The 17,909-nt window shown below is 46.7% G+C and carries 17 protein-coding genes; 1 reads left to right on the top strand and 16 read right to left on the bottom strand.

What is annotated here, in order from left to right; genetic code table 11:
- From comX to degQ, 3 genes are all read right to left on the bottom strand, one after another.
- Entirely contained in the window at positions 1 to 174 is a 174-nt protein-coding gene (gene comX / locus L3V45_RS14910; protein WP_012118314.1) for a competence pheromone ComX, read from the bottom strand.
- Complete coding sequence (locus L3V45_RS14915; protein ID WP_159073777.1) at positions 143 to 1,003, bottom strand: polyprenyl synthetase family protein; 861 nt, start codon at positions 1,001 to 1,003, stop codon at positions 143 to 145. The genes comX and L3V45_RS14915 overlap by 32 nt, the downstream gene beginning before the upstream one ends.
- 207 nt (positions 1,004 to 1,210) lie before the next feature.
- Positions 1,211 to 1,351 carry a degradation enzyme regulation protein DegQ gene (degQ, locus tag L3V45_RS14920; RefSeq protein WP_003152043.1) on the bottom strand — a complete coding sequence of 47 codons (141 nt, stop codon included), beginning with the start codon at positions 1,349 to 1,351 and terminating at the stop codon, positions 1,211 to 1,213.
- A gap of 465 nt (positions 1,352 to 1,816) precedes the next feature.
- Here degQ and L3V45_RS14925 point away from each other — a divergent pair, with 465 nt between their 5' ends.
- Positions 1,817 to 2,158, top strand: coding sequence for a YuzC family spore coat inner layer protein (locus L3V45_RS14925; RefSeq protein WP_014305721.1), 342 nt, complete (start codon positions 1,817 to 1,819; stop codon positions 2,156 to 2,158).
- 6 nt (positions 2,159 to 2,164) lie between these two features.
- Here L3V45_RS14925 and L3V45_RS14930 read toward each other — a convergent pair whose 3' ends face one another.
- The 13 genes from L3V45_RS14930 to essC all read right to left on the bottom strand — a co-directional run bounded on the left by L3V45_RS14930 (position 2,165) and on the right by essC (position 17,896).
- Positions 2,165 to 3,385, bottom strand: a complete 1,221-nt coding sequence (locus L3V45_RS14930) for an EAL and HDOD domain-containing protein (RefSeq protein ID WP_003152038.1) — start codon at positions 3,383 to 3,385, stop codon at positions 2,165 to 2,167.
- A gap of 129 nt (positions 3,386 to 3,514) precedes the next feature.
- Positions 3,515 to 4,981 (bottom strand): nicotinate phosphoribosyltransferase, encoded by a 1,467-nt coding sequence (locus tag L3V45_RS14935; protein WP_014305722.1) that lies wholly within the window; start codon positions 4,979 to 4,981, stop codon positions 3,515 to 3,517.
- A gap of 17 nt (positions 4,982 to 4,998) precedes the next feature.
- A complete protein-coding gene (locus L3V45_RS14940) occupies positions 4,999 to 5,550 on the bottom strand; it encodes a cysteine hydrolase family protein (protein WP_003152033.1) in 552 nt (183 codons plus the stop codon).
- Between the two features lie 96 nt (positions 5,551 to 5,646).
- Complete coding sequence (locus L3V45_RS14945; RefSeq protein WP_003152031.1) at positions 5,647 to 6,045, bottom strand: YueI family protein; 399 nt, start codon at positions 6,043 to 6,045, stop codon at positions 5,647 to 5,649.
- Between the two features lie 65 nt (positions 6,046 to 6,110).
- Positions 6,111 to 6,359, bottom strand: coding sequence for a YueH family protein (locus tag L3V45_RS14950; RefSeq protein WP_060387126.1), 249 nt, complete (start codon positions 6,357 to 6,359; stop codon positions 6,111 to 6,113).
- A gap of 72 nt (positions 6,360 to 6,431) precedes the next feature.
- Entirely contained in the window at positions 6,432 to 6,653 is a 222-nt protein-coding gene (locus tag L3V45_RS14955) for a spore germination protein (protein WP_003152026.1), read from the bottom strand.
- Positions 6,654 to 6,714: 61 nt separating this feature from the next.
- On the bottom strand, positions 6,715 to 7,821 hold the full coding sequence (locus tag L3V45_RS14960) for an AI-2E family transporter (protein ID WP_003152024.1): 1,107 nt from the start codon (positions 7,819 to 7,821) through the stop codon (positions 6,715 to 6,717).
- Positions 7,822 to 7,956: 135 nt separating this feature from the next.
- Positions 7,957 to 8,193 (bottom strand): DUF2642 domain-containing protein, encoded by a 237-nt coding sequence (locus L3V45_RS14965; RefSeq protein WP_003152023.1) that lies wholly within the window; start codon positions 8,191 to 8,193, stop codon positions 7,957 to 7,959.
- 137 nt (positions 8,194 to 8,330) lie between these two features.
- Complete coding sequence (locus L3V45_RS14970) at positions 8,331 to 8,861, bottom strand: HD domain-containing protein (protein WP_003152022.1); 531 nt, start codon at positions 8,859 to 8,861, stop codon at positions 8,331 to 8,333.
- Between the two features lie 163 nt (positions 8,862 to 9,024).
- On the bottom strand, positions 9,025 to 9,756 hold the full coding sequence (locus tag L3V45_RS14975; RefSeq protein ID WP_015387781.1) for a (S)-benzoin forming benzil reductase: 732 nt from the start codon (positions 9,754 to 9,756) through the stop codon (positions 9,025 to 9,027).
- A 61-nt stretch (positions 9,757 to 9,817) separates the two neighbouring features.
- Positions 9,818 to 10,291, bottom strand: a complete 474-nt coding sequence (gene essA, locus L3V45_RS14980) for a type VII secretion protein EssA (protein WP_043867377.1) — start codon at positions 10,289 to 10,291, stop codon at positions 9,818 to 9,820.
- Between the two features lie 7 nt (positions 10,292 to 10,298).
- Entirely contained in the window at positions 10,299 to 13,424 is a 3,126-nt protein-coding gene (gene esaA / locus L3V45_RS14985) for a type VII secretion protein EsaA (RefSeq protein WP_236837057.1), read from the bottom strand.
- Positions 13,421 to 17,896: a type VII secretion protein EssC gene (essC, locus tag L3V45_RS14990; protein WP_069473561.1), complete on the bottom strand. Its 4,476-nt coding sequence runs from the start codon at positions 17,894 to 17,896 to the stop codon at positions 13,421 to 13,423. Before essC ends, esaA begins: the two co-directional genes overlap by 4 nt.
- Positions 17,897 to 17,909 lie beyond the last annotated feature (13 nt).

Raw genomic sequence — 17,909 nt, forward strand, 5'->3', positions numbered from 1 at the left:
TCATGACGGTTTCCAATATATCTCGTCTTTTGAACTCATTGAGATTAATTGATCAAATCCAAGCAATACCCCTTTCACCTCTTCTTTATCTAAACCTATAATACTGACTTCTTCTCTTCTCAATTTTTGAACAATTTCGGGATTACGAACTAAATAATTTACTATTTCCTGCATCTTTATCCACCTTCTCATTTTCGCAAATTTTTTTAATTAAATAGTTTTTGTTCTCTAAAGTCAAATTTAAATTTTCGAGTCCATTTTTCACTTTCAAATTATATACATTAATCATAACTGACATATAATGGATAACGCCAGATTCTAAGAGAAGCCGTTTTAACTCTGATTGTTGAAAGTTGTTGTTTAACAATTCTGTGGACACTGTGTTGAATTTTTTCTCTAAGAACTGAATTGCCAAATTTGTCTTTTTGAAAAAGGTTTCCGTATTATTCATATACATTATTTCAAATAAATCATTTTTTAATTGAGCTGCAACCCCTATATAGAAAGCATACTGCTCCACATCTGATTGATAACGTTTAGTTGCAAGTACAGCACCCAGCATACTTGGTAAAGCTGTCAAAGCCCCTGACTTTTTCTTAATCATTTCAATGCATTGATTTTCAGTTAAAGTATTATCAACCAAATCAATGTGTTGCCCTTCCATAGCTTGAACTGTATACTTTAGAGCTGTCTTGAGTAATAACCCGTCCGGATCTCGAGATGATATAACTTGGAGAGCTATTGTATAAATTAAGGTTGCAATATTTAAAGATACAGCCTGATCCATTTTCATCCACTCTGCATTTGGACGATCCTTATCTTGTATGTCATCAAAAATATCAGCCGCTAAGATAAGCAGTTCAATCCCTGTTCCTAAATCTAGTATTTCTTCAAAATCATTCCCTCCAAAAGCTAAATAATGATCTAAAGCTAACTCAGCAAATGGAAAGTTGTTTTTTGTATCAGCAAAATTCAAAACATGTTTACTTACTTCTTTATTCACATCATTTTTTTTGAGAATATGGTTTATTGTGTCCTTTACATCTTCTGCTTCTAGAGTTAATTTCTTAGCTATATGAATCCCTCACTTTATTTTACTAAACCCTTTTGTTCAAATACAGCATGTTTATTGTTTTTTAACAATCATATAATACTTTATCCATTAATTGTATAACAAATGCACAAAAAAAAGACTTGTTTCCAAGTCTTTTTAAGAAATTTTCATTGCATATGAGAATTTATCGAGCTGATCAATGCTTTTGTTAATGTTTCGTAATGAGTCGGTTGTTTCTCTGATATCATTTTCAAGTCGGAATAATAATTGCTTTACTTCTTCTAATTTGTTTTCCACCGTTTCCACACTCCTTTTTTTGAAAGATCAATGAATTGTGTATGGTGAACGAGTCCTAGGTATTTGATCTGTTACTAATAGTGTAAACGTTTTTGCGGGATTTTTCACCGAAAAGTATGTGTAAAAGTATCTGCGTGACACCGCAAACTATGGTAATTCCATAGTCCCGAACAGGGCATTTAGCGAACGGGACTATATAACTACCACAAAGGCAGACGTTTAGGATAAAGCAGACCAATCTGGCGGTTCTGCTGTTTTTTCAACGGTTTTCCGACAAACCGGCAGGGACTATAGTCCCTGCCGTCACAATTTCAAAACAGAATGGGCGAACAGCGTCGCATAACCACCGACAAACACCGAAAAGACCGCAACCCCCGCATTGTGGTCTTTTTGCATGTCATAACTCATTATCACGCCGCCTATACTCATGTATAACGAATGTTTTCTCAGGAAGGAGGCCGCCGTATGCATTATGTGTATCCATGCTGCCCTGTTTTCGCCGCGCCATACCGGCATCCAGCGCCCAGTGCCCCGGTTCACGCAGATATTTTGACAGCGTCCGCAAAAGAAGCTGCGGGCATGCTGGAGGATGCGCGCCTGCTCCTTGCGCGGCTGTCGGCGTCAAAAGAGCTTGCGCGCAGCATCCTCACCGCAGCGCAATCATCTGACACCGCAGCGGTCAAGCGGCTCATTAAGCAGACCGGCATCAAAAATGACTTTGACGTGACGTATAATCCCGACGGCATCCGTGTCAGTCTGATCAGAGAGCAAAGCCGGTTTATCATCGCCCTCAGATGGTCGGCTTAAAGCGGCTCAATCGATCAGCTGCCGGCACCATTCGATCGCCTGTAAGTAACATTCATACGCTTCTTCTTTGTTCAGTTCTTTTCCCCACTCGTCACAGTCCCAGTTGTTGCATTCAATGGCTTTGACGAGCGCGAGCATCTTATAATAATCGTTTTCATAACCGAGCAGCGCCTGTCCGACTTCATCGATTAAAGGCAGTTCTTTGATGATATCCTCCAGTTCCCTGTGGAGAAGCGTATCGATGAGCGAAAACATGCCGATCAGCATGTAAGAAGAGGGCTGGGGCCTTCCGGTTCTTTTCGCCAGCAGTTCGCACAGTTTGGCCCTGATTAAGGAAATCTTAATGATTTCTTTTTGGCTTGAGTGGCTTTTCGCCGTTAAATCTCTGAATGAAAGAATGTAAATCAAGCGCTTAATCTCATTCAGCCCGAGCATCATGATGGCCTGCTGGATGCTGTCTATCTTTTTTTTCAGCCTTGTTTGCGATCCGTTTAAAAAACGCAGAATCTGATACGATAAGCTGACGTCACGCTCTATGTATTCCGTCACGCGCTGTATATTAGGCTGGTCATTGTTTAATTCGCTTAAAAGCTGGTAGTAAGAATGAAAATGAAACGTCAGATCATTTCCGCTGATGACACGCGGTTCACTGAAAAAATATCCTTGAAACAGGTGAAAGCCGTCTATGGCCGCCTGTTTATAATCTTTTCTCGTCTCCACTTTCTCCGCTAAATAAATCAGACTTTTACAGCTGTACGTCTGAATGATTTTTTTGCGCTCCAGACGCGAGGATTGCAAAAAGTCGATTTTTAAAATATCAATATATTTCATCAGCTGTTCCACTAACTCTTCATTTTCCGGATTGATGGCGTAAAAATCATCAAGTGCTAATGTATATCCTAATTTCTTCAGCTGTCTGCATCTTGAGATGAGCGCCGGAGTGATCGGTATGTCCTCAAGAATTTCGATAATAAGCTGGTCAGGATCAAAGGAGGTAGGGAGATCTGAAAACATCAGGCTTTCTGTAAAATTCACAAAGCAGCGTTTCCCCTCAGTCAGCTTTTCGATTCCGATGTTGATAAAGCTGTTAATAATGAGATCCGTCGTAGCTTTATCTCCGTCCGCGGCCGAATAACGGTTCTCTTCGCTCTCCCGGTAAAGAAGTTCATAAGCAACAACCTGTTCGTTTCTGTTGAAGATAGGCTGTCTCGCAACAAACACCTTCATTCATTTACCCCCTTAGATGCGGCCTTCGAACATAAGTATATCAAATAACTTGACGAAATTTGTCTAAATGTGAAAAATATTATCACAACAAAAAAGCCTTTCCAGAGATAGGAAAGGCCGCTTTGTTTTCTATTCAAGTTCCCGTTTCAGCTTGCTTTTGATTTCATGAATCCGCTGCATCTTGTTGCTCCAGCAGTCTTCGCTTAAATCGACCGGATATTCTTCCGGCTTACTGATCCGTTTGTATTCCTCCCACAGAAGTTTGAGGTTATCCTGCACGTATTGCTGGATGTCGGTAATTTCGGGATTATCATAGCATAAAACGCCGTTTTCAAAGATCGGCTCATGCAAGTCTTTCGCATAGAAATCAGTGACGAATTTGCTGACGAACGTGTGGACGGGATGGAACATTTTTAAGCGTTTCTGATCATTTACCCGCTCGTCATAAAGCGCGATATAATCACCTTCCGAGTGGTGATTCAGCTTGTTGATAATCCGGTATACTCTCTTTCTTCCCGGCGTTGTCACTTTTTCAGGGTTTGACGAAATTTTAATGGTGTCGGTCAGTTTGCCGTCCTCTTCAATGGCGACAAGCTTATAAACCGCGCCGAGAGCCGGCTGATCGTATGCGGTAATCAGCTTCGTGCCGATGCCCCACGTATCGATTTTCGCTCCTTGGGATTTCAGATTTAATATCGTGTGCTCATCAAGATCGCTTGAAGCAATGACCTTTGCGTCTGTGAAACCCGCTTCATCAAGCATTTCACGCGCTTTTTTTGACAGGTACGCCAAGTCCCCGCTGTCCAGGCGGATGCCGATGAAGTTGATCCGGTCGCCGAATTCCTTTGCGACTTTAATCGCATTCGGCATGCCTGAACGGATCGTATCGTACGTATCTACGAGAAATACGCAGTCTTTGTGGGTCTCCGCATATTTCTTAAATGCCGTATATTCATCGCGGTACGCTTGTACGAGCGCATGAGCGTGCGTGCCGGATACCGGTATATTAAAACGCTTTCCGGCTCTTACATTACTCGTCGCGCTGAAGCCGCCGATCAAAGCCGCTCTCGCTCCCCACATGGCCGCATCCATTTCATGGGCGCGCCGCGTTCCGAATTCGAGGGCGTCTTCGTCACCGACAACGCCTTTAATGCGGGCCGCTTTCGTGGCGATTAATGTTTGGTAATTCACAATGTTAAGCAGAGCCGTCTCAATCAGCTGCGCTTCAATCAGGGGCGCTTCGACCCGCATAATCGGTTCGTTGTTAAAAACGAGCTCGCCTTCTTTCATGCTGTAAAGAGATCCGGTAAAAGAAAGATCCCGTAAATAATCAATGAAATCATCAGCATAGTGCAATTCCGTTTTTAAATAATTCAGATCGCTGTCGGTAAATTTGAAGTTCTCCAAGTATTCGATTGCTTTTTCTAAGCCCGCAAATACCGCATAGCCGTTTTCAAAGGGAAGCTTTCTGAAAAAAAGCTCAAAAATCGCTTTTTTCTCATGAATGCCGTCTCTCCAGTACGTTTCGGCCATATTAATTTGATAAAGATCTGTATGTAAAGACAAACTGTCGTCTTTAAAACCATGCTCCACCAAAATTGTTTTCCCCTTCCTTACTCTGCCACTTGCGCTCCGATGCTGTTCTTAAAATGGGACAGGGCCCATTCATGCCCTTCCGGATTAAAGCTGGCCACAGCGTTTTGATGAATGACGATCTGAAAGCCCTTGTTGTAGGCGTCAACGGCCGTGTGAAGAACGCAGATGTCGGTGCACAGGCCCGCAAGATGCAGCTCAGTGATCTGTCGTTCCCGCAGTTTCAGCTCTAAATCCGTTCCCGCAAAAGCAGAATATCTCGTTTTTTCCATATAATTTACGTTTTTTGCGTGTTTATGTTTCTCATAAAGAGGCGATAGCCTTCCGTACAGCTCTTTGCCCTCCGTGCCGTTGATATTATGCGGAGGAAACAGGCGTGTCTCGGGATGAAAGTCATCGTCTGCATCATGCGAATCTACCGCAAAGACAACGTAATCACCGTTTTCTATAAATGCTTGCGTCAAACTGACAATCGTATCTTCAATCTGTCTCGCGGGTTCTCCGCAGGTTAATGCCCCGTTCTCAGCTGCAAAATCATTCGTATAATCAATGCATATAAATGCTTTTTTCATAGCCGGCCTCCCCGCCATTCATATGAAAACCATTATATCCTATCTCCACTTGTAAGTGAATTGGCATTGTAAAATGACAAACGGTGTTTTGCCCTTTTAAGATTTCAGGAGTGAGCGCTGAAAAATGTCATCCTGCACGTAAATGCCGTCAAGGTTCACGGCATAATCGGCGGCAAAAACCAGGCCGAGCGGCGTTTCGAATTGAAGGTCCGAGATGACGGAGCTTCGGACACCGGCAAGTGCGGCAAGCTTCATATATGGTGAATAAGCATGATACGGGAGCCTTCCGTTTATATAGAGCACCGCGTCTTTTCGGCTTTTCAGCGCCTGTTTCACTTCTTCATACGGCTGCTTTTGCAGCACCTGTCCCTTCGTCAGGGCAATGATGACTCTTTCACGCAGCGAGCCTAAAAATAAATGGCGTTCATCCGGTTTCGTCTGCAAAGGGCCGTACATCCCCTGCTGTAAATAAAGGTCAACCGTTTTGTCGCTCATCGGCCTGTCCCTCCCAGCTTGTTTTACAATTATCGCCCCGGACGGGACGCGGTAAACCGTTTTCGTTACATTTCAGCCACCCAATGGGAGATCTTGCCGGCGAGCTCTCCGGCGGGTTCTTCTTCAATCAGCTTGCTGAATGATTGTAAAAGCCGCAGCGCCAGCGCCTTTTTCTCTTCCTCATAGGAAATGATCGTGCTCCACTCAAGTTCCGGAACGGCTACAAGGGTATGCTGTTCTTTTTTATTTTCATGCAGATATACATCACCGATCATTCCGGACTGCACGGTAATATTCGCTTTTCTGATTTTCATAAAACATTCCCCTTTTATAAAGACTGATTCTATTATACTACAAAAAAGCGACAGCCTCCTAAAAGGAGGCTGTCACGCGTTAAACCAATCAGGTTCGTCAAACACATCAATGTCTTCAAAGCGCGTTTTGCTGAATTTATTAGTAATTTTGACAAAATCTCCGGAATGAAACGCCCCTGCCCCCGCGCCTGAGTGGTCAACGGCTTTGGGAGAAATGGCAAACACGTCACCGAAGCTCGCCGCAGCGTCTCCGGCTAAACTCATAATATAAATCGGTCCCACAATTGCAGGCATACCCACACCTCCGCTTTTCTTTACAGCATTTTATGCGCTGCACCGGGAGTTGTGCCCGTTTTTATTTCGGCTTGCGGCTGTCTTCGAGCTTTGACCGCTGACGAAGTTTGATAAGCCGGACGATATTTAAGACGAAAGCTTTTAAAACCGCGTAAACCGGCACGGCCAGGATCATTGCGAGAATGCCGCCGAAACTGCCCGCTCCGATAAGCAGAAGAATAATGGTGAGCGGGTGGGTATTCAGCCGTTTTCCAATCACAAGCGGAGAAAGCAGGTTCCCGTCAAGCTGCTGGACGACAACGACAACAATAACGGCAAACAGCGCCTTAGCCGGCGAATCCATAAACGCGATAATCACCGCGGGCGCCGCCCCGAGAAACGGCCCCAGGTACGGAATGATATTGGTGACGGCGATCACCATCCCGAGAATTAACGCATACGGCAGGCCGATGATCCAATATCCGATAAAACATGCCGTTCCGACAAAGAGACAAATCAGCAGCTGGCCTTGGAAATAGGCGGCCAATGTGACATATAAGTCGTTAAATATTTTCCGACCTTCCGCCCGGTAGGAAGAAGGCAGAATTTTGACCGCCAAGAGCGGAAACCGCCGGCCGTCCTTCAGCATATAAAACAAAATGAACGGAACGGTGATCATGACAAGCGTGATATTCGTAACGACGCCGAACACGGCCGACAGGCTTGCCGTAATATTTTGCGGAAGGCTTTGTAAAAATCCCGTCAGAGACTGCTGGATTTTTTCTATCGACACATAATCCTGCGTCATCATCCACGTAAACCATTTGGAATGGGATAATTGCGCCGTCAAGACTTGAATCTGATGAATGTAATCAGGGAAATTGTTAATCAGCCCCGTGACCTGGGAAGCCACAATCGGCCCGATGGCAGTGAACATAAAGGCAATCAGACCGATGAAAACGAGATAAATGAGCAGGATCGCCAATGTCCGGGGGATTTTTTTCTCAAGCAGGCGCACGATCGGATTAAAAATGAAAAACAAAATGCCCGAGATCAAAATCGGAAAAAACAGAGTGGTGATAAAACCGAAAAACGGCTGAAATATAAACGAGACTTTCGTTGATACGTAAATAATGAGCAAAACGAGCAAAATTTGCAGCGTCCAAAAATGGACCTTTGATTTCAACAAGCGGTTTCCTCCTATTGGCGTGTGAACTTGTACTGTGATTGTACCAAAAAAAGCCGCCGTGCATCTATGTATCTCAAAAAAGAAGACGCACCGGGGTTCTATAGTGCCGCCTCCGGTTTGCGCCTTTTCGGGCTGTTACACGCGTTCGGTATAATCAGGCATGACGGAAACCACATGGCGGTTTCTGATATAAAATACACGGTCATGCGTCTCTTCAATGGCGATGTGATCCGGAGTGGCATCAATCAGCCGTCCTCTGACAATGCGTCTGACGGTTTGAATGATAAACCTTGAGCCGATAAGCTTATGGATGGTCTGATAAACGTAAGGATCCACTAACGAGACGATTTGCGGGCTTCCTTGATGGGCCATTTTCGCTGATCCCCTTTACTATGTTTTCCTTCAGCATATGCAGCGGACAAAGGCTTTGACACAGTACGTCTATCAGAGCGGAAAAGGTGTTAGTGAGCATGCGGAGTTATGTAAGCGGAAAAGGCCGCATGAGTGGCCTAGACTGAGCTTCTTATGGGATATTGGGCTCGGTCAATTAACTGATCAAGCTTTTGGATTTGTTTGAGCGCGGCCGTGTGATCCATTTGGCGGTAATGGTGATGTCCGCCGGGTTCTTCATCGAGTTCATCCGCTTGTTTCACGATTTGCTGGAGCGTATTCTTGTCCAGTTCGCCTTCAGGCAGATAGGAATCGGTGTGAAGCAGAATCGCCAGCGCAATGTCCTTCGCCGCTTTCGGTTCTTCACCGAGCCGGATGAGCAGCTTATGCGCCCGTTCCGCGCCTTTAATGGCATGGATATCATTTCTTCTGTACTTTTCATAATCCCATTTGCCGTCTGTGTACCATTCATAATGGCCGACATCATGCAGTAATGCCGCTTTCGCCGCCAGATCCGGGCTGACACCTGCTTTTACGGCAAGACGGTATGCATGAAACGCGCAGGCGATCGCATGGGCGACACCGGAACGCTGTAAATACTTTTGTGCGATTGGATGGGTGAAGACATCCATTAACGTTACATTTCTCATGGAAACCCCTCCTTCATATATTTTTAGAATCCTAACATAAATCGAGAAGAAACTCAATTCATCTGATACATTTCTTATACCCCTTATATGTTGTTTCATTCATCATATGCCGCCGGACCCCTAAGTGATTGTACAAACAAAAAAGAGCAGCGTGAAAGCTGCTCTACAAAAATTCTTTGATATCGTATATCCGTCCGTTTTCCGGCTCGCCCGCGATCAGTGAGTGAATGACGCCGGCGATGTATTCAGGACTTCTGAGGTTTTTCGTTTCTTTCAGATTGCGGAACCGTTCGATGTCATGGAAATCTTCTTTTGACGAAGAACGGATGACCGACTGCATGTCTGTATCCATCACTCCCGGCGAGAATGATATCATGCGGACCGGCAGCTCTTCATCTTCCTGTTCAAACCCGAATGTTCTCGTAAACATATCAAGCCCCGCTTTTGAGCTGCAATACGCGCTCCAGCCTTTATAAGGATTTTTCGCCGCGCCCGATGTGATGTTGACAATTGTTTTGCTGCCGCTGAACGCTTCGAAGCGCTTTGTGAACATTTGGCTGAGCAAAACGGGCGCCGTCAGGTTAAGGGTGTAATGGCGGTTCAATTCTTCGGCGGAAGCCTCTTTCGCCCGCTTGATCGGTTCCACCATTCCGGCATTGTTGATCAGTGTGACGGCGGAGTACCCCTTCTCCTCTGCTTGATCAAGAATCGCCTTCATCTGCCGCCCGGTATCTGCGAGATCGGTTAAATCAACACTGTATTCTGTCAGCCCCTCGCGCTTTTCCCCGCTTATCGTTCTTGAAAGCGCGGCGACTTCGGCTCCTTCTTGAAGCGCCTGTTCCGTAAGCGCCCGGCCCAAGCCTTTTGACGCGCCTGTTATAAGAAAAAACTGCATGAAACTCCCCCTTTTTTTCTTATTTTACGGGCTGTCTTCCCGCAAACACAAGCGATCCGTTTTACCGCTTTGCCTTTTCCTGCGCCGTGACTTTCGGGATCAGATAGATCATTGCCGCAATCCCGAGGAGGATCAAGACGGCATAAATAGCAGGAAGCAGATAAGAAGTCTTTTTCTCTTCCGTTTCCATATCTGCCGAGGTATGCCGCACCGCCGGCTCGGCAAATGTGATACCCAGTTGTTTCGATTGCGCTTTGATCGTATTCGGCTCCGTGTCTGACGATGTAAACAAATTTGATATCAGTTTGTCATCCGGGTTTTCGGCCGGCTGATCAAACGTGATATCCTTCTGTTCTTTCGGAAGCGCCGTTTTTTCCTCGGAGTAGGCATCGTCGTGCAGGTAGTCCGTACGAATTTCAATGTCTTTCTTTTCATATTCATTCGGCTTGACATCAGTATTTTCCTCATTCGCGGCTGCGGCTTGGGGAAGGAAAAGGAAAAAGGAGAGAGCAAACAGCAGCAATCCTTTTTCCATGAACGTGTTACGCCTCATAAGACTGATCACTTTCCTCCGTTTTTTCCGCAAACAGCCGAATGACGAGCGGAAGCGCCGCCGCAAGCAGCGTAATGATCGCAAGAACCGTTACCCCCAACGCAAACAGATGGCCCGTTCCGTATTGAATATCGATATAGACTTTCGAAACCGGACTGTCAAAGGTGAAGTTCGGCATAATCAGGTCGATCAAAGGCGCCACATAAAAGAGAATGAGCGCTGATGATGCGATCCATCCGGTAATTGAGCTGAAGACAAAGGCTGCCCGGATAAAAGCTGAACTCGCCGCAAGCAGGAGAATCGTAAAGACTGACCATTTAATCGTCTGATCATCCGGAAGCGAATAGATATTCAGACCGAACAGACTGATCATCAATCCGACCATAATGTTTAAAATCCCAAAGAGCGCGCCTTTGACAAGAAGCGGCGCCTGCTGATAATACGAGCTGAAATAGCCGATCAGAAGACTGCTGATCAGGACGATCACCAAAATGACGACCGGCGGAACATTCTGAACCCGGTCTTCCGGCACCTCTCCGCTGATTTTAAGCGGATTGGCGAGATAATCGTAAACATAGCCGTTTTCCTGTCCGTCAACGAGCGCGTTCCCTAAAATGCCGTACACGTCATTTCTGATCAATTTCGTGGAATCGACGTTTTTGCCCCAGTTGCTGTTCAGGGTGTCCGCTTTTTGCTGGACGTCATTTACGCTTTGCTGCATATTGTCGGTATAGCTGATGATGCCGGACTGGCGTTCTGACAGATGGCCCATCGTGTCAGACATTTGCAGGACTTCGCGGCCGACGGTATCCTGAGCGCCGAGCGCCATCGTTCCGGTTAATCCGTCTCCGCTGAACGCGGCCGCTTCCTGCACAGCACCTTCAGCCAGCTGATCGGATGCTTTCGCCGCGCTGTCTGAAATGCTGGCAAGCTCATCGAGCACTCCCGCTTGTTCATCCCTGATATACGAGCTGTAGTTATCCGAGAATTCGGTCATGCCTTTAATGAAATTGCTGATGTCTTCATCAGTCTGCATTTTGTTGTTTTTCAGATTTTCCCAGCTTGCCGTTTCTTCCGGTTTGATGGCGAGAACGGTTTGGACTTCACCTTGCTGGGCTTTCAGCACCCGGTTTTTCACATCAGGCAGCGAGCCCGCGTCAAGAGAGTGATAGAGTGTCGCCTCATACAGGGATAAATCATTATAGTAACTCATTAAATCGGATATCTTTTTTGTATTGATGTCAGCGGCAAACATCTGTTCAAGAGCAGATTTGCGGCCGCTGTCCAATGACGGGTAGTTCAGAATGTTCTGTTCTGTTCTTACAATCATTCTGTAAACGGTATTGAAGTCTTGTTTTCTCGTTTCTTCTGATTCTTCCAGCTTTTTCTTTAATTTTTCTGCGCGTTTTTTGACGTCATCAATCTGGTCTTTAAGGCCTTGGATTTCTTCATCAAGAGCATCGAGACGTTTTTTCAGTTCTTCATTATGAGTCTGCTGTTTCTCTTCCAGCTCTTTTTCAATTTGCTGAATGCGTTCTGCGGCTTGGTTCAGCCTTTCTTTTGCCTCAGATATGTCCGTGCCGCCGTCCCCTTCAGAATCGTTTGGATCGTCCGCCGGCTCATCAGCAGGCGGAGTGACGTTTTCAGCGGCTGTCGAGGTCTGGACGGTTTTTGGCTCCTGATCGCCTGTGTTATCGGAAGCAGGCTGCTCTTCTTTTGTGCCGTCTTCCGTTTTTCCGTCTTCTCCGGGATTCGTTCCGTTATTCGGATCGGTATCGCCGGAGTTTTCACCGTCATCGCCTTGGCCCGGTTTTTCCGGTTCCGGTTTTTCTTTTTCCGGTTCTTTTAATCCGTCAGAAATGTGATTGATTTCAGCAGAGATGCGTTTTAATTCGTCACGCTGATCGTCAAGGTCAATTTTCAGATCGCCGGGTTTTTCTTCTTCCGGTTTTTCTTCTTCATTCGGGTCATCCGAGCCGTCATCGCCCGGGTCCTTTTCCGGAACGGTTAATGCCGGCCGATCCCTTTTCATAAGGGTTTGAATGCTGTTCAATGTTTCAAATCTTGCTTGCGCTTTATATTGAGTCAAATAATTGTTCAGTAAATTGGATTGAATATCTGCCATCCCGTGTTCCTGCTCAGGAATCTGCGCTTCTCTCACCTGTTGGGCGGCCAAAAGAGACGATCCCGTCTGGTCAAGCTGTGTCTGCGCCCGATTTATGCCTGAAGAGAGCCCGCTCATCATCGTGCTGAACTGGTTGGCGGCCTGCTGTGCTTTAATGGCGTTCAATCCGGTTGTGATTTGCTTTTGATTTTGTTCCTGCGCGGCCATCAGCAGTTTTTTCTGATTTTCTTGATATTGTTTGTAGCGCTCGACCGTGTCGGCAAAGTCTTTGAGCGTGGTTTTGGCTTCATCTGCCGAGGTCAGTTTTTCTTTTACCGCGCCCTGCGCTTCATTCATTGATTTTTTCAGTTCGTCAATCAGGTCTTTTTGCCGTTTGATTTCACCTGCCAAGTCATTGGAGCTCGGCTTGTAAAAGTTGTACATGACGTTTTGAAACTCTGATTCTTTATTGACGATCTTGTCAAAATCGCCTCGGACATTGTTCACTTTTTGTGAGACGAAATTCCAATATAATGCCGACATTTTTTTATTCATTGATTTTTGGGCGTCTTCAAGCTCACGCTGCACTTTTTCTTTGTTGACGGCGTTCAGGTTGCTTTGAATATTGAATGTCAGCGTGGCTTTTTGCGGACGCTCCTTGTCATAGCTTAAGATGTCTTTTGAAAAATCGGATGGAATGTAAACGACGGCGTCATACTTCTTAGCCGCCAGACCGTTTTCTGCCGCGCTCCTGTTGACAACCGTCCATGAATAATCCGGACGGCCGCCGAGAGCGGCCGCTACTTCTTTGCCGAAATGGACGGATTCCTCTTCCTCATTTTCATCTGTTTGTAAGCCCATATCTTCATTCACGACTGCGATTTGGCGGGTGGCGTTGATTTTTTGTTTTCCCGGGTCATCGCCGATAAACCGGAAAAACAGCACCGGCAGCAGCAGAATGATGACGACCGCGGCTATTAATTTGATCAGGCTTTTTCGTTGTTCGGTCATCTGACGGCCTCCCTTTCCGCTGAACATAAAGGTATTTGGATTTTTTGCTCCTTCCCGTTTTCAACCAAATAGCCGAAGCCCGGCTGAATGTCCGGTTCCTGCCTTTGGTAAGGCAGCGGAATGACATTTTGTTCGGATTTTTTCACAAGCAGCATCGCGTGGCGGATCTGTTTCATTTCCGTCGTTAAGGAATCATAGCCTTTTGAGAATTCGCTGTGATTGCCCGCCGGGATGAAACTGAAGCCCACATGCGCGTAAGATTTCATAAACATCGCCAGCTTGTCCTGTACGGCGGTGTCGATCGTCTGCTGGAATCTTGTAATGCCGTCGGCCATTAACACGACCGGAGAGAAACTGAGTTTGTGCACATCGCCATTTTTGACGGCCTGCGTATACTGAGCTTCGCGCTCCGTGAAAATAGCTTCTGCCGTTTCGATCCACTGCCGGACGTCTTCTTTTGTGTCCAGATAGCTGACCTTTGTTTCCTGCGCATACTGCGACAGTCCGCGGTCAATCGAGTCAAACAGCCCGACCCGTTCCGCACCTTCACGCAGCAGGTGATTCAGCATCACTTTCAGGATATTTGTTTTTCCACGCTGTGTCTGGCCCAAAATAAGACAATGCTTATTTTTACCCAGATCAAAGTACACAGGGCTGACCTTTTCCTCATGAAGCCCGACAGGAATGCGGAACGGGTCTTGTTCCGGGCCGAGACGGAGTGAAAATTCGCTGGCCGTCAGCATATCCGGAAGCATCGGAATCGGGTCTGGTCCGGCTGTTCCGGCGTGGCGCTCAGCTAAAGCTTTGACATCAGCTTTCAGCGCCTGGAACATCTCGAGGTCATTTTCCGCTTCAGCCGGGAGAAACATTTGCGCGAAATACAGTTCTTCTTTTTGGATCATGACGCGGCCCGGGATCGGTTCGAGACTGAACGGCGGACGCCCGTAAATGGAGTATCCTTCTGACTGATCCATTAAATAATGGACGACTTTCGTTTTTATGTTGTTTAACAGCGACTGGCGGACGGCGTTTACCCTCGTTGCGGTCAGCAGGAAGTAAATGCCTAAGCTTTGCCCGTCGCGTGAAATCTGGATAAATTCCGTTTCTAATTCATGCATTTCGTCTTTGACGATGTCGAAATTGTCAATTGTGATAAATATAAACGGCAGCTCTTCTTCACTGAGCGAATTGTACATTTTGATATGGCTGACTTCTTTCTCCCTGAACAGTCGTTTCCGCCGCTCGATTTCTTCCTTGATGCGGATCATGAATTTTTCGATCTTTCTCATTTGATCCATTAAGAAATAGTCTGCGGTGTGCGGAAGCTTTGCCAATGGCAGAAGCGTGCCGTTTCCGAAGTCAAAGATGTACATATGAAGCTCTTCCGGCGTGTATCCTTCCGCGAAGTTCATCAGGAAGGTGATGGCAGCCACTGACTTGCCGTAGCCGGATGAGCCGAAAATGCCGATGTTGCCGTCATCCATCATCGTATAAACGAGAGGCGCCTGTCTTTGCTGATCAGGCTCATCAACGCAGGCGATGAAGAAGCGGTCTTTTTCCTGCGCGGGGTAAAGCGTGCGCGGGATACGTTCGGCAAGCGGCGGAAGCCACGGGCTCGGCAGCTTTTCAATTCCCATTTCATTTTGAATCCGCTCGATTTCTTCGACTACGGCTTCTATTTCTGCCGGGGCGTCTTTTTTCGCCGCATCATCCGCATCCACCTCAGACAGCGGAATTAAGCCGGTATCGGTAACGATGGCAATGTCATCCTCGGTGCCGTATACATCTTCCATGTAAGGGGCGCCGCTCCAGGCAGACTGGAACTGCTCATACACTTCGTTATTTCCGACTTGCAAGTAGCCGCGTCCGGTGACCGTAATATTCGCCGCATCACTGTTTTTCAGGATTTCTTTACTGTCACTTGCATCCTGCACTTTCAGCGCGACCTTAAAGCGTGAGTTGCTCCATATTTGGTCGTCAATGATGCCGCCCGGCTTTTGCGTGGCGAGAATTAAATGCACACCAAGGCTCCGTCCGATGCGGGCCGCGCTGACAAGCTCCCTGATAAAGTCAGGCTCTTCGCTTTTCAGCTCGGCGAATTCATCTGAAATCAAAAACAGGTGCGGCATCGGAATATCCGTTTCTCCCTGTTTATACAGTTTTGTATAGTCATTGATGTGATTGACGCGATATTGATCAAACAGCCGCTGCCGTTTTTTCAGCTCGCTCTTAATGGATGCAAGCGCCCTGATACTGAAGTTTCTGCTTCCTTCAATATTCGTGATGGTCCCGAGAAGGTGCGGCATTTTGCGGAACGGCTGCGCCATTCCTCCGCCCTTATAGTCAATCAGCAAAAACGCCGCTTCATGCGGGTGAAAGTGAACGGCCAATGACAGGATATATGTTTGCAGAAATTCACTTTTCCCGGAGCCGGTCGTTCCCGCCAGCAATCCGTGCGGCCCGTGCGCTTTTTCATGCAGGTTTAAATAGACGATGTCGTCTTTTCCTTTATAGCCGATCGGAACAGCCAGCGATTTTGCAGACTCACTTGTCTCCCACTTCTGCCTGATGCCGATTTCTTTTACTTCCTTCGCATGAAACAGCTCGAGAAATGAGACCGTTTCAGGAATGGAATTCGTCATTCCGACCTGATGGTGCAATGTCCGAAGCGTCCGGGAAAACCGCTCGTTGTTTGTCCGTTCATGCCTGTCCAGCTTAAACGGGATCTGCACCGCTTTTTTCTGTTGAATGAGAATGTCTCCCTCATCTTCATTAATGTAGCGGACGAGGGTGTGAATGTTTTCTGCCAGGCTTTCCTTTGTTTCCGCGGCGATGATGGCCGAGATGCCGAGATGCTCATGCCGGCCTTCGATGTATTCTAAAATGACGTGCTCTGCGATCAGCTGCTGATTTGTGATGACAAAGACAAAATGCGGCTGAAAGATCTTTTTTTCTTTATCCTCTTCCAAATCCCGCTCCCGCAGCAGCTCGTAAATGGACGATAACAATTGATCGCGGGTCTGTTCATTGTAAATAAATCCTTTCGCATACATATGAGGCAGCTGAAATTGCGGCAGCCACTTCATCCATTCCCATTCCTTATATTCGTCCTCATGAAAGATAAAGACAAATCGCAGGTCATGGTAGCTGTTGAAGAACGCGAGCTGGCCGATCAGCTGGTGAATTTCATTTTTGACGATCTGAGGTTTCCCGACAAGCCCCATCGGCCCTTCTTGTAAATCAACGGTCACGGGCGCATGGCGGATGTCTTTATACACACGCTGCATGTGCTGCGACTGCTCCATCAAGTCATCCACATCACGGTTCGCCAGGTCTCCGCCGCTCATTGAAATCTCGTAGCTTGACGGGACCGTGCCCGTTCCGAGCCGAAGCATCAGAAAATCCCTGCTTTCCAGCGATTTCTCCCAAATGCGGCCGCTGATTTCAGAAGTTAAATATTTCATTTTTTCAAACGGGGGAAAATGATGCGTCAGCACGTGCAGCTGTTTTTCCGACAGCGTCTGAAGCTCTTTCCGTTTGCTTTCTAAATACTGCTTGTACACACGCTCCCGTTTTTCCTCCCGTTTTTTCCGCTGGTTTTTTTCACGGAAATACTGCACGGTGGACGTAATGAGAGTCATCATAAACATCGCCAAAGAGACAAGGATGAATATACCCCTCGGCTGTATAATAGCGACAACCCCCATTACAATCAGCATGACCACAGGAGGCAGAATGACGAGCCACAGCCCCCGGTTATTCTGTTCGCTTTCCTGCGAGGGAAAGCTGAATGAAACGCGGTCTTCGGGAAGATCGTAGACCATGCGCGGCGTTCTTCGATATTGCGGGTATTTCTTTTTCATTTCGGTGCTTGGTTTTACCGTTTTGGTTAAACCGGTTTGAAGCTTTTCGTGATGAACGATTTCTAAAAGGTCGTCCTCCGTCAGCCTCACACGCAGAAAATTCCACAGCAGCTCATCTCCCGTCCGGAGCCTTTCGGGAGCTTCTGCAAGCTTTCCGTTCACATAAACTTCCTGACCATCAGGGACGACAGACCAGCATCCTCCCGACTTACGCAGATAAAAAGCCCCTGTTTGAGCGGAGGACGGCTCTTTGTATATATCCGCTTCCTCTGTTTCTGATGAGAAAACGATCTCATCCTTCCCGCCGATAAAATACACGGAGGATTCTTCCTGGTCAGGGGTGAGCAGAAGCCGCAGCGTCTCTTCTTCAATCCGGCAGGGCATTTCATTTCCTATTGTCAATTCGCCGGCACAGTTATTTCCCAGGAAAACATCATAACGATCTGTTTCTTTCCGATAAAGGGTTGCGGCGTTTTGCCGTAACGGAAGTGTGCCGACCGTGATTGTATCTTTCATATCCGGACCGATCGTAATCGGCTGAGAGGGCGGGAGTTCAGACAGCTGAACCTTTTGTACGTGCTCTCGGTAAAAGACCCATAACAGACTCATATGGCGAACCTCC

Source organism: Bacillus sp. R45 (assembly GCF_021729365.1).
In the GTDB taxonomy this organism is placed as follows: Bacteria; Bacillota; Bacilli; order Bacillales; family Bacillaceae; genus Bacillus; species Bacillus velezensis.

Excerpts from the sequence above, each read along its gene's own strand:
- L3V45_RS14940 (WP_003152033.1), bottom strand. The coding sequence starts at position 5,550 with ATGAAAAAAGCATTTATATGCATTGATTATACGAATGATTTTGCAGCT.
- comX (WP_012118314.1), bottom strand. The coding sequence starts at position 174 with ATGCAGGAAATAGTAAATTATTTAGTTCGTAATCCCGAAATTGTTCAA.
- esaA (WP_236837057.1), bottom strand. The coding sequence starts at position 13,424 with ATGACCGAACAACGAAAAAGCCTGATCAAATTAATAGCCGCGGTCGTC.
- L3V45_RS14955 (WP_003152026.1), bottom strand. The coding sequence starts at position 6,653 with ATGCCTGCAATTGTGGGACCGATTTATATTATGAGTTTAGCCGGAGAC.
- essC (WP_069473561.1), bottom strand. The coding sequence starts at position 17,896 with ATGAGTCTGTTATGGGTCTTTTACCGAGAGCACGTACAAAAGGTTCAG.
- L3V45_RS14970 (WP_003152022.1), bottom strand. The coding sequence starts at position 8,861 with ATGAGAAATGTAACGTTAATGGATGTCTTCACCCATCCAATCGCACAA.
- L3V45_RS14965 (WP_003152023.1), bottom strand. The coding sequence starts at position 8,193 with ATGGCCCATCAAGGAAGCCCGCAAATCGTCTCGTTAGTGGATCCTTAC.
- L3V45_RS14925 (WP_014305721.1), top strand. The coding sequence starts at position 1,817 with ATGCATTATGTGTATCCATGCTGCCCTGTTTTCGCCGCGCCATACCGG.
- L3V45_RS14945 (WP_003152031.1), bottom strand. The coding sequence starts at position 6,045 with ATGAGCGACAAAACGGTTGACCTTTATTTACAGCAGGGGATGTACGGC.
- L3V45_RS14975 (WP_015387781.1), bottom strand. The coding sequence starts at position 9,756 with ATGCAGTTTTTTCTTATAACAGGCGCGTCAAAAGGCTTGGGCCGGGCG.
- essA (WP_043867377.1), bottom strand. The coding sequence starts at position 10,291 with ATGGAAAAAGGATTGCTGCTGTTTGCTCTCTCCTTTTTCCTTTTCCTT.
- L3V45_RS14930 (WP_003152038.1), bottom strand. The coding sequence starts at position 3,385 with ATGAAGGTGTTTGTTGCGAGACAGCCTATCTTCAACAGAAACGAACAG.
- L3V45_RS14950 (WP_060387126.1), bottom strand. The coding sequence starts at position 6,359 with ATGAAAATCAGAAAAGCGAATATTACCGTGCAGTCCGGAATGATCGGT.